General features: G+C 62.8%; 14 protein-coding genes. All 14 read left to right on the forward strand.

Going from position 1 to position 10,924, the window contains the following annotated elements:
- From QCE69_RS22745 to QCE69_RS22810, 14 genes are read left to right on the forward strand one after another with little or no spacing between them, the layout of a single operon-like run.
- A complete protein-coding gene (locus QCE69_RS22745; protein ID WP_309933149.1) occupies positions 1–1,674 on the forward strand; it encodes a terminase large subunit in 1,674 nt (557 codons plus the stop codon).
- Positions 1,674–2,942, forward strand: a complete 1,269-nt coding sequence (locus QCE69_RS22750; protein WP_309933151.1) for a phage portal protein — start codon at positions 1,674–1,676, stop codon at positions 2,940–2,942. Before QCE69_RS22745 ends, QCE69_RS22750 begins: the two co-directional genes overlap by 1 nt.
- Positions 2,943–2,945: 3 nt before the next feature.
- On the forward strand, positions 2,946–3,803 hold the full coding sequence (locus QCE69_RS22755) for a head maturation protease, ClpP-related (RefSeq protein WP_309933153.1): 858 nt from the start codon (positions 2,946–2,948) through the stop codon (positions 3,801–3,803).
- A 26-nt stretch (positions 3,804–3,829) separates the two neighbouring features.
- Positions 3,830–5,050, forward strand: coding sequence for a phage major capsid protein (locus QCE69_RS22760; RefSeq protein ID WP_309933154.1), 1,221 nt, complete (start codon positions 3,830–3,832; stop codon positions 5,048–5,050).
- 56 nt (positions 5,051–5,106) lie between these two features.
- A complete protein-coding gene (locus QCE69_RS22765; RefSeq protein WP_309933155.1) occupies positions 5,107–5,295 on the forward strand; it encodes a hypothetical protein in 189 nt (62 codons plus the stop codon).
- Positions 5,285–5,641 (forward strand): head-tail connector protein, encoded by a 357-nt coding sequence (locus QCE69_RS22770; RefSeq protein WP_309933156.1) that lies wholly within the window; start codon positions 5,285–5,287, stop codon positions 5,639–5,641. Before QCE69_RS22765 ends, QCE69_RS22770 begins: the two co-directional genes overlap by 11 nt.
- Positions 5,641–5,967: a phage head closure protein gene (locus QCE69_RS22775; RefSeq protein ID WP_309933158.1), complete on the forward strand. Its 327-nt coding sequence runs from the start codon at positions 5,641–5,643 to the stop codon at positions 5,965–5,967. The genes QCE69_RS22770 and QCE69_RS22775 overlap by 1 nt, the downstream gene beginning before the upstream one ends.
- Positions 5,927–6,313, forward strand: coding sequence for a DUF3168 domain-containing protein (locus tag QCE69_RS22780; RefSeq protein WP_309933159.1), 387 nt, complete (start codon positions 5,927–5,929; stop codon positions 6,311–6,313). Before QCE69_RS22775 ends, QCE69_RS22780 begins: the two co-directional genes overlap by 41 nt.
- 4 nt (positions 6,314–6,317) lie before the next feature.
- Positions 6,318–6,746: a phage tail tube protein gene (locus QCE69_RS22785; protein ID WP_309933161.1), complete on the forward strand. Its 429-nt coding sequence runs from the start codon at positions 6,318–6,320 to the stop codon at positions 6,744–6,746.
- Between the two features lie 13 nt (positions 6,747–6,759).
- A complete protein-coding gene (locus QCE69_RS22790) occupies positions 6,760–7,131 on the forward strand; it encodes a hypothetical protein (RefSeq protein WP_309933163.1) in 372 nt (123 codons plus the stop codon).
- 14 nt (positions 7,132–7,145) lie between these two features.
- The gene (locus QCE69_RS22795) at positions 7,146–7,481 is read left to right on the forward strand and encodes a DUF4035 domain-containing protein (protein ID WP_309933165.1); all 336 of its coding nucleotides are present in this window, start codon (positions 7,146–7,148) and stop codon (positions 7,479–7,481) included.
- On the forward strand, positions 7,478–7,852 hold the full coding sequence (locus QCE69_RS22800) for an HK97-gp10 family putative phage morphogenesis protein (protein WP_309933166.1): 375 nt from the start codon (positions 7,478–7,480) through the stop codon (positions 7,850–7,852). Before QCE69_RS22795 ends, QCE69_RS22800 begins: the two co-directional genes overlap by 4 nt.
- Positions 7,842–10,577, forward strand: a complete 2,736-nt coding sequence (locus tag QCE69_RS22805; RefSeq protein ID WP_309933167.1) for a phage tail tape measure protein — start codon at positions 7,842–7,844, stop codon at positions 10,575–10,577. The genes QCE69_RS22800 and QCE69_RS22805 overlap by 11 nt, the downstream gene beginning before the upstream one ends.
- On the forward strand, positions 10,577–10,918 hold the full coding sequence (locus QCE69_RS22810; RefSeq protein ID WP_309933168.1) for a phage tail protein: 342 nt from the start codon (positions 10,577–10,579) through the stop codon (positions 10,916–10,918). The genes QCE69_RS22805 and QCE69_RS22810 overlap by 1 nt, the downstream gene beginning before the upstream one ends.
- The last annotated feature ends 6 nt before the right edge of the window (positions 10,919–10,924 follow it).

Consider the following 10,924-nt stretch of genomic DNA (forward strand, 5'->3'; position numbering starts at 1 on the left):
ATGGATTGGACGACGGCGTGTCCAGACTGGGAGTCCAGGCTGGTTGAGCGCCGTTCGATCATTCCGAGGCCGATCTTTCCGGCTCAGGCAGAGCATGCGCTGGCGATCTTCAAAGAATTGCGAGTCGTCGACCTGCCGGGAAAGCCCACTTTCGGCGAATGCAGCGAGCAGTGGGTGTTCGACTTCGTTGCGGCGATCTTCGGCGCGTACGACGCGGAGAGTGGCGCGCAGCTGATACGCGAATTCTTCCTGCTGATCAGCAAGAAGAACACGAAATCGACAATCGCTGCCGGGATCATGCTGACCGCGGTGATCCTCTGCTGGCGCGACGAGGAAGAACACCTCATCCTCGCCCCGACGAAGGAGGTCGCGGACAACAGCTTCAAGCCGGCCGCAGGCATGGTGCGCGCGGACGACGAGTTGGCCGCGCTGTTCCACATTCAGGATCACATTCGGACGATCACGCACCGCGTGACGCGCGCTTCACTGAAAGTGGTGGCGGCCGACACGGACACCGTCTCGGGCAAAAAATCAGGGCGAATCCTCGTCGATGAGCACTGGTTGTTTGGCAAGAAAGCGAACGCCGAAAGCATGTTCATGGAAGCGACGGGCGGACAGATCTCGCGTGACGAAGGGTGGGTTATCTACCTGACGACGCAAAGTGACGAGCCGCCGGCAGGCGTCTTCCGCGAGAAACTGAACTATTACCGCGACGTGCGCGATGGAAAGATCATCGACCGCAAGTCGCTTGGCGTGATCTACGAGTTTCCGCAGAAGCTGATTGCGTCGAAAGGCTATCTCGACCCGGCGAACTACTACGTCACGAATCCAAACATCGGCCGCTCTGTGAGCGCTGAGTGGCTTGAGGACCAACTGCGGAAGATTCAACACAAGACGGACGGCAGCTTCCAGCAGTTCCTTGCAAAGCATCTGAACGTCGAGATTGGCCTGAATTTGCGAGCCGACCGATGGGCTGGCGCCGATTTCTGGGAGAGCGCCGCGTGCGCGCCGCGCATCACGCTCGAGCAGCTCATCGAGCGCAGCGAAGTGATCGATGTGGGGATCGACGGCGGCGGCCTTGACGACTTGCTGGGTCTCGCCGTGATCGGCCGTGAGCGCGATACCCGCCGTTGGCTGCTCTGGACGCATGCGTGGGCGCATCCGTCCGTGTTCGAGCGGCGAAAAGAGATCGCATCTCGGCTACACGACTTTGAGAAGGAAGGCGACCTGACGGTCGTTGCGCAGATCGGCGATGACGTGACTGACGTGGCCGACCTCGTCGCGAGCATCGAGCGCGCGGGGCTGCTCGACCGTGTCGGCGCCGACCCGGCCGGCATCGGCGGCGTGCTCGACGCGCTGGTCGAGGCGGAAGTGCCTCAGGACAAGGTCATCGGGATCTCGCAGGGCTGGAAGCTGTCCGGTGCGATCAAAACGGCGGAGCGGAAGCTCGCTGAAGGCGTGCTGATCCATGGCGGGCAGAGCCTGATGGCCTGGTGCGTCGGGAATGCGCGCGTCGTGCCCGTCGGCAACGCCGTGAACATCACGAAACAGGCCTCCGGGACGGGCAAGATCGACCCGCTGATGGCTACGTTCGACGCTATTTCCCTGATGGCCCTGAATCCTCAGGTAACTGGCAACGACTGGACCAACGACATGATCATGGTGGGCGTCTAATGGCACGAAAGCCGAAAAATGCGGGCCCGGGCCGCTTTCGCGCAGCTCTGGTCAGCTGGCTTTCCGGTGGAACGATCGACCTGACCAACACGGAATTTTGGAACGATTTCTACAACCGTCAGTCGGCAGCCGGGAAGGTCGTAGGCGTCGACGCTGCGCTGCAACTGTCGGCTGTATGGGCATGCGTGCGATTGCTGGCGGAGACAGTTTCCACGCTGCCGATGGGGTTCTTCCAGCGGCTGAGCGATGGTTCGCGCGTTCCGGCGGTCGACCATCCTCTGTACACGTTGCTCCGGGTGCGGCCGAACAGCCAAATGACCGCAGCGCGGTTTTGGCTGTCGGTGATGGCGAGTCTTTTGTTGCGAGGCAATGCGTACGTTGAGATCAAGCGCCTCGGCGCCCGGATCGTATCGCTCGAAATCCTGTTGCCGCAGCGCATGGTGGTCAAGCAGCTGACGAACGGCGAGCTTCAATACGTCTATAACGACCTCGACGGGACGCAGCGCACGCTGAGCGCGGTGCAGGTGATGCATATTCGTGGCTTCGGCACGGATGGGCTGATCGGTCTGTCGCCAGTGGCGTGCGCGCGCGAAGTGCTCGGCCAGGCGACGGCGGCGAATGAATATGCCGCGAAATCCTTCGCGCAGGGAATGGCGGCATCGGGCGTTCTGGCAGTTACCGGCTCGCTGAAGCCTGAGCAGCGCGAGGCGCTGAAGAAGTCGCTCGCTACGTTCCAAGGTTCGACCAACGCTGGAAAGGTGATGGTTACCGAAGAAGGCGCGAAGTTCGAGCAGATCAGCATGAGCCCCGCCGACGCACAGATGCTGGAGGTGCTGAGCTTCGACATTGAGGAAATCTGCCGGTGGTTTCGCGTGCATCCGACGATGGTCGGGCACACGGACAAGGCGTCGTCGTGGGCATCGTCATCCGAGCAAATGAATCAGCAGTTTTTGACGTACACGCTGCGCTTCTGGCTCGAAAACATCGAGCAGGAGATCAGCGGCGCATTGCTGACGCCGCTTGAGCGCAGCAAGTTCTTCGCGGAGTTCAACGTCGAAGGCCTGCTGCGCGCGGACAGCGCGGCGCGCGCCCAGTTCTACGCATCGGCGCTGCAGAACGGCTACTACAACCGCAACGACGTGCGGACGAAGGAAAACCTTCCCCCATTCCAAGGCGGCGAAATCTTCACTGTCCAGTCGAACATGATGCCGCTGGATCAGCTTGGCAAAGCAGCACCTGCACCTACGCCCGAACCAACCGGGAAATAACACATGAGCCTGAAACGACTTCCCACCGCCCCGAGCATGGCGGTGCGTCCGAGCGCGCGCTCGGAACTTTCGGCGCGTGCCGTGGAGCAGTGGGATAGCGGCATTCGCGCGTCCGCAAGCGACGACGCTGCGACCATCAGCATCTTCGACGTCATTGGTCAAGACTGGGACGGTTCCGGCGTGACAGCCGCGCGCATCAGCGCGGCGCTGCGCTCGATTGGCAACAACCCGGTCGTGGTCAATGTCAATTCGCCGGGCGGCGACATGTTCGAGGGTCTGGCGATCTACAGCCTGCTGCGTGAGCATCCCGCGCAGGTCACCGTGCGCGTCCTCGGGCTGGCTGCTTCGGCCGCTTCCATCATCGCGATGGCAGGCGATGAGGTGCAGGTCGCGCGCGCCGGCTTCCTGATGATCCACAACGCGTGGGTGGTCGCCATCGGCAACCGAAACGACCTCATCGCGATGGCTGAAACGCTCGCGCCATTCGATGCGGCCATGGCCGACATCTACGCGGCGCGCACCGGCCTGAAGACGGCTGAAATCGAAAGCATGCTCGATGCTGAGACATGGATCGGTGGGTCCGACGCAGTCGCGAAGGGGTTCGCTGACGGCCTGCTGCCCTCGGACGCCACGAAGAAAGACACGAACGCAAGCAGCCGCGACAGCATCGCGGCGCATCGCATTGATGCATTGCTCGCAAAGCAGGGTGTGCCGCGCTCGGAGCGTCGGCAACTCATCAAGGAAATCAAGAGCGGCACGCAGAACGCTGTCGCTCCCGGTACGCGTGACGCTACCGAAACCGTGTCGGCCGATGCAGCCGACGTAATCGCCCGACTGAAGCTCGCGCTTGCGGCTTTCTGAGGCGTCACAGACCACTGGAGTATCGAATGGATAAGGAACTTGAAGAACTGTTAGGCACCGTCACGGCGAAGCTCAACAAGGTGTCCGGCGAATTCTCGGCGCAGGCCGAAAAGGCGCTGAAAGAAGCGAAGGACGCAGGCTCTCTCTCGACGGAAACGAAAGCTTCTGTCGATGGCCTCGCCGTTCAGTTCAATGCGCTGAAGGGAACCGCCGACGAGATCAAGGCGCGCCTGGGCGAAGTCGAACAGCAGGCTGTGCGCAACGCTGGCCCCGCCGCCCGCGAGATGCCGAAGAGCTTCGGCCAGCAAGTCGTCGCGAACGAAGGCCTCGATCAGTTCAAGGCACGCATCGCCGGCAACGAGCGCGCGCGTTTGAGCATCCCCGTTCAGGCCGCACTGACGAGCCCCGGCGTCGCCGACGGCGTCGTGCAGCCGCAGCGCGACACGACCATTGACGTGGCGCCGAAGCAGCGTCTGTTCATCCGCGACCTGATCACGGGTGGCCGCACGACCGCGCCGGCGATCTTCTGGGTGCAGGAAACCGGCTTCACGAACAACGCCGCTGTTGTGCCGGAAAACACGAAGAAGCCGGAATCGACGATCGCCTTCGCGACGAAGATCACGCCGGTGACGACCATCGCCCACCTGTTCAAGGCGTCCAAGCAGATCATGGATGACTTCGCGCAGTTGGCGAGTCTGGTCGACGCCGAGATGCGCTATGGCCTGCGCTATGTCGAAGAGCAGGAAATTCTGTTCGGCGACGGCACGGGCGCGCACCTGCACGGCATCGTTCCGCAAGCTTCGGCGTTCAATCCCGCGTTCGAGGTCGCGAACGGCACCGGTATCGACGATCTGCGTCTCGCGATGCTTCAGGCGCAGCTCGCGCGCTACCCGGCGACGGGCTTCGTGCTTCACTTCATCGACTGGGCGAAGGTCGAGCTCACGAAGGATTCGACGGGCCAGTACCTGTTCGCGAATCCGCTGCGTCTGGCATCGCCGACGCTGTGGGGCCTGCCGGTCGTGCCGACGGAAACGGCCGCGTTCCAAGGCAAGTTCCTCACCGGCGCGTTCCAGGCCGGCGCGCAGATATTCGATCGTGAAGACGCGAACGTCGTGATCTCGAGCGAGAACAACGACGATTTCGAGAAGAACATGCTGACCGTGCGCTGCGAAGAGCGTCTCGCGCTGGCTGTGAAGCGTCCGGAAGCGTTCGTGTATGGCGCGTTCTCGGCCGCTGCCGCAGGCTAACTCGTCGCAACCTGATCCCGGCGGCAGGCCCGCTTGCCGCCGGAATGGAGACAGCCATGAAAGTGAAGACGAAGCGCCCGGTGTTGCACAACGGCGAGATCAAGACCGAGTTCACGACCAATGAGCAGCACGCTCGCGAACTGGAAACCAAGGGGCTGATCGACAAGGTGCCTGCAAAGGCCGACGACGAGAAGGCGGGCGAAGAAAAGCCTTCCGCGAAGCCGAGAGCCCGCAATGGCGGCTGAGCTGATTCCGGTTGCGACCGCGCTCGCGCATCTGCGCGAGGACGCGGGAGTCGCTGACGATCTCGTTGCGCTGTATCTGAGCGCGGCAATTCGAACGGCGAGCGAGTATCTGAATCGGGAGCTGTTCGCGAACGCCGAAGACATGGCTGCCGCCGTTCTTGCCGGCACGGCGGGCACCGATCCGATCGTGATCAATGATGCGATCCGGGCGGCGATCCTGCTGATCCTCGGCCAGTTGTACGCATATCGCGAGGATGCGGTGATCGGGACGTCGTCGAGCGTCATGCAGTTGCCGGTCGGTTCGAAGCAACTGCTTCAGCCGTTCCGAACGGGGCTCGGCGTCTGATGCGCGCGGGCGATCTGAACCGGCGCGTGCGCATCGAGCGCAACGGCGGCGGCTTCGACGACATCGGGCAGCCGATCGAAGGCTGGGCCGAGGTCGCGACCGTATGGGGCAACGTCCGCATGCTGACCGGCAAGGAAACGCTCACGTCGGACGCCGATGTAGGCACCGCGTCGGCGAGTATCCGGATCCGGTACCGGACGGACATCACGAACGGCATGCGCGCCATCGTCGACGGTGTCGTGTTCAACATCGGCGCGCCGCTGCCGGATCTCGCCGGCCGCGAGTATGTCGATCTGCCGTGCACAACGGGGGCGAATCTTGGCTAGCGCGGAATCCGTCACGTTCGGCGCGATCAAGGCGCTTGCCGGCGGCCGTGTGTATCCGGACGTTGCGCCCGCTGGCGCGGCGCTGCCTCGGATCGTCTATCAGGGCGTCGGAGGCGTTGACGAAACCACGTTCGACGGCGCCGACACGCTGCAGAACAGCCGCATGCAGGTCGTCGTTTGGTCGACGACGCGCGGCGAGGCGGCAATCATCATTCAACAGGTTCGTGCTGCGCTGACTGCCGAGCCTGTTCTCGGCGTGCCGATCGGCGCGCCGGTGAGCGTCTATGAGGACGACACGAAGCTTTACGGCAGTCAGCAGGATTTCTCAATCTGGTATCAGGAGTGAACCCATGACCAGCACCGCAATTTCGTCGCAAGGCACGAAGATCTCGAAGAACACCGGCACGACGCAGACGCCGGTCTGGACCGCGGTCAAGAACGTGTCGAACCTGAACGGCTTTTCCGGCTCGGCAAGCGACATCGACGTGACCGACTTCGACAGCACCGCGAAGGAGTACCGCCAAGGGCTCCAAGATTGGGACACGGTGTCGTTCGACATCAATGTCAACATGAAAGAAGCTAGCCACGCCGCGCTGCTTGCCGACAAGCGCTCGGGCGTGGTCGCGCAGTATCAGGTGATGCTGAGCGATGGCACGACCATCGAGTTCGAAGGCTACGTGAAGTCGTTCCCGATCACCGCCGGCGTCGACGCTGTGGTGAAGGGCACGGTCGCAATCAAGATCTCCGGCGACATCGATGTCACGCCGGCGACCGCTTAAGGAGCGCTTGCGCATGCTGACGAAAGAGCAACTCCTGTCGCTGGGACAGCCGACCGTCGAAACGGTCAATGTCGAAGGGCTCGGCGAGATCCGCGTCAAGGTGATGGACGGGTTCGCCCGCGACGCCCTGCAGAAGACGCTGCAAGAGCAGGGCACGAGCGACAGCGTCTACTTCTCTGCGGTCATCGTTGCGACGGTCGTCGACGACAAGGGCGAACCGATGTTCACCACTGCCGACCTCGATACGCTGCGCGGAATGAGCGCCGAGACGGTGCGTCGAATCGGTCTGGCGTGCACAAAAGTCAACGCTCTCGGAACGTCGCAGGCGCAGGAAGCGGAAAAAAACTCAGACGCCATCCAGAACGACTCTTCTGGCACCGCCTAGCGCTCGCGCTCGGCATGTCAGTCGCGCGAGCGCAACGCGAGATCAATAGCGTTGAGTTCGCCGACTGGATGGCTTTCTACAACATCGAGCCGTTTGGCGAGCGCATTGCGGACATTCGCATGGGCATGCTGGCGGCAACGACAGCCAACATCCACCGCGACCCGAAAACGAAGGCGTTCGAGCCTGCCGATTTCATGCCGTGGGTGAAGCAGCCAAAAAAAGAAATCCTGTTCGACGATCCGAAGGACCAGGCGCGATTCGTCGCTCTGGCTCTGTTCGGCATCGACATTGGGCAAGCGAAAGGCAGGAAATTCAAGGTCAAACGGAGATCCGGTGGCGAAAAAAATTGAGATCGTCAATCCGACCGCGCTCACCGACTATCTCGACCGCGGGCGCGCGCGTCATCCATTCCGAGGTACGCCTGCGCGCGCCGGTCGGCACGCCATACGAGCGGAAGAGCACGCAGCACGTGCCCGGTACGCTCAAGCGATCGATCCTGATCGCCTACGACAAAGAGGAATCGATCGCAGGCCACCTCGCGATTTATCTCGTGACCTGGTCGAAGGATGCTTTCTACGGGCGATTCGTCGAATTCGGCACGTCGCACTCGGCGGCGAAGCCTTTCCTTCGCCCGGCCTTCGAGGCGACGAAGCGGGCCGCGGCCGATGCCGTCATCGAAGTGATTCAGAAAAAGGCTGAGGAGGCCGCGCGTGGCGAATGAAACCGTCGTTAAGGTAGGGGCCGACTCGTCCGGCTACACCGCCGAACTCGACAAGGCACGCAAATCCGCTACTGCGTTCATGAACACGCAGTCGGAGATGGCGCAGCGCGCCGCCGTTGCGCAGGACGCGATCGCCGAGGCGACTGCGAATGGCTCGGATGCCAGCGCGCGCGCGGTGAAAGCTTTCACCGATGCGCTGCTGAAGAACGCTTCCACGGCCGGCAAGTCGCGCGCCGAGATCCTCGCAATGCGAGCGGCAAATCTCGGGCTGTCCGACTCGGTCAAGCCATACATCGACCAGATTGCGAAGGCATCGGAGCACACGCACAGCTTCAGTCTGGAATCGTCCGCGGCAAAGCGCGAGTTGCTCGTGCTCGGGCACGAACTGTCGCAGGGCAATTACAAGCAGTTCGCCGGCTCCCTGCTGGTGATGGCAGAGGCGACGGGCGCATTCAACATGCTACTCAACCCGGTCGTGCTCGGCGTCGGCGCGTTCGTCGGCGTGCTGGCGATCGCCGCGCATTCGACGTTCGCCGCGCGCGAGCAGCTGGCGGCCTATGGTGAAACCGTCGAGAAAATCTCGAAGCAGACGGGCCTGTCCACTGACGACGTCCAGAAGTTCGGGTTCGCAGCGAAGACGGTCGGTATCGAGACGAAGGATGCAGCCGAGGCGCTCGCCGATCTGACGAAGGCGCAGAACGAAGCGCAGCACGGCAATAAAGACGCGGCGGCGGCATTCGCGGCGGTGGGCGTCTCGCTGAAGACGCTGAAATCGGCGTCGCCGGAAGACCTGCTCGCGCGCGTCGCGGACGCGTTCTCGAAGAGTGCGGACGGCGCTAGTAAGGCTGCGGTCGCCAACGAACTGTTCGGGACCGCCGGCAAGAACCTGATTCCGTTGCTGGACCAAGGGTCGGCTCGGCTTGCGCAGCTGGGAGCCACGGCGACCGACGTCGGCGCCGTGCTCTCTGCGAAGACGATCGCGCAACTGTCCGCTCTTCAGGAGCAGCTCGAGCTGTCGCACGCGAAGATGGACGCGTTGACACTCGCGGCGAAGACCGCGCTGCTGCCCACAATCATCAACCTGACGGACGCCCTCGCCGACAACGTCGCGATGAAGCCGCTACTGAACGACTTCTACGCTGGCGTCGCGATCATCATGAAGACCGCGGCGAGCGCTGTAGCGACGCTCGTCGCGGCGTTCGAGGAAACATCGGAGGTCGTCGCCACGCTCGTGACGGTGGTGGCTTACGGGATGACGGGCCAGTTCAAGATGGCTGCGGCGTCCGCGCAGGCCGGCTACGACAACCTGAAGAAGCAGGGGCAAGGCTACGCTGACTTCATGTCGCGGCTCTGGTCCAATACCACTCCGGGAGGAGATTCCCACGGCGCCGCGCCCACCGGTCAGATCAACTTTTCGAAGGGCGACAACGCGCCGAAGGCCTATCAGGAAAGCCGCGCCGACTCGTTGATGGATCAGGCGAAGCAGGCACAGGCGACGCTTGAGGCCTCGCTCAATGGGCAGGAAAAGTTGACCGGCTGGGCGGCGAAAGAAGTCGAGTTGCGCGCGGAGATCGATGGCCTCGCCGGCAGGACGCTGACGAAGGCGCAGCAGAGTGTCCTCGCGCATCAGACCGAGCTTCTGGCTCAGTACAGCCTAAACGCGTCTCTTGAGAAGCAAATCGACCTGAGAACGCGCATCGACAAGCTGAACACCGAGGCGTACGAGACCAACTCGAAGATCCAGGACCAGAACGACGCGCTGTCGGCGCAGCACAAGATCCAACTCGACACCATGACGCTCGGCACGAAAGAGCGGCAGCGTCAGATCGAATTGCTGAACATCGAAACGGAGCGGCAGAAGGAACTTGCCGACTGGCAGAAGAAGGCAATCAACGAGCGGCTCGACGGTACGCCGCAGGATACCGAAGAGCGGGCGTCAATCAACAGCCGATTCGACGCCCGCCGCGACGAAACCACAAGTTTCTTCGATCGAAGCGATTTGGCCAGTCAAAACTGGGTGGCCGGCGCGAAGGGCGGTCTTCAGGACATCATCGACAAGACGAACGACTTCGCGTCGGCCGCGAATAACACCGCGCAGAACTCGATCGCCAGCCTGGGCGATGCGGTCGCCGATTTCGCGACGACCGGCAAGCTCAACATGGGCGACTTTGTGAAGGCGGCTATCGGCAGCCTGATCAAGCTCGAAACCGAAGCGCTCATTGCGAAGGCGATTCTTGCGTCATTCAACTTCTTCGGCGCGGCCGGAAGCGAGGCTGTTGGCGCCTCGGCAACGAGCACGCCAGACGACCTCATTTCAGGGTATGGGCATGCGACCGGCGGATACATCGCCGGACCGGGCACGGGCACGAGCGACAGCATTCCTGCGCGTCTCAGCAACGGCGAATTCGTGATGACCGCTGCGGCTGTGCGGCGCATTGGAGCTTCGAATCTTGACGCCATGAACAACGGCGCTGCCGTGCACAGCGTTGCGCGTTTTGCTTCGGGTGGCTTGGTCGGAGCAGCGTCTGGCGTCTCGCCGAGCGCTCGCGCCGGCGACATCAACATCGACGCGCCCGTGACCGTGCAGGGCGGCGCGGACGCCGGCGCCAACGCTTCCGGCGCTGCCGACCTCCAGAAGAAGATCACCGCTGCGGTGCGCGCGGTCGTCGTGAACGAGCGGCGCCAAGGCGGTGCCTTGTGGAAGATGCAGAACGGGATCGCGTAATGGCTGACACCTTCATCTGGAAGCCGACCGTCGCAAGCACGTCGGGAACGACGACGCTGAAGACGCGCAAGGCGCAGTTTGGCGACGGATACGCGCAGCGTGTCGCTGACGGCCTGAATAACGCGGCGTCGAGTTTCAGCCTGCAGTTCGTCAACGACGCCGCGACCATCAGCGCGATCCTCGCGTTCCTGCGCGCGCACGCGGGCGCAACTGCGTTTCTGTGGACGCCGCTGCTCTGGACGGCGCCCGGGTTGTTCACCTGCGAATCCTTCTCCGAGCCGACGCGTGACGGCGCCGTCTACACGATCACCGCGACGTTCGATCAAACCTTCGCACCTTAAATCTCG

The organism is Caballeronia sp. LZ032 (assembly GCF_031451315.1).
GTDB lineage: Bacteria > Pseudomonadota > Gammaproteobacteria > Burkholderiales > Burkholderiaceae > Caballeronia.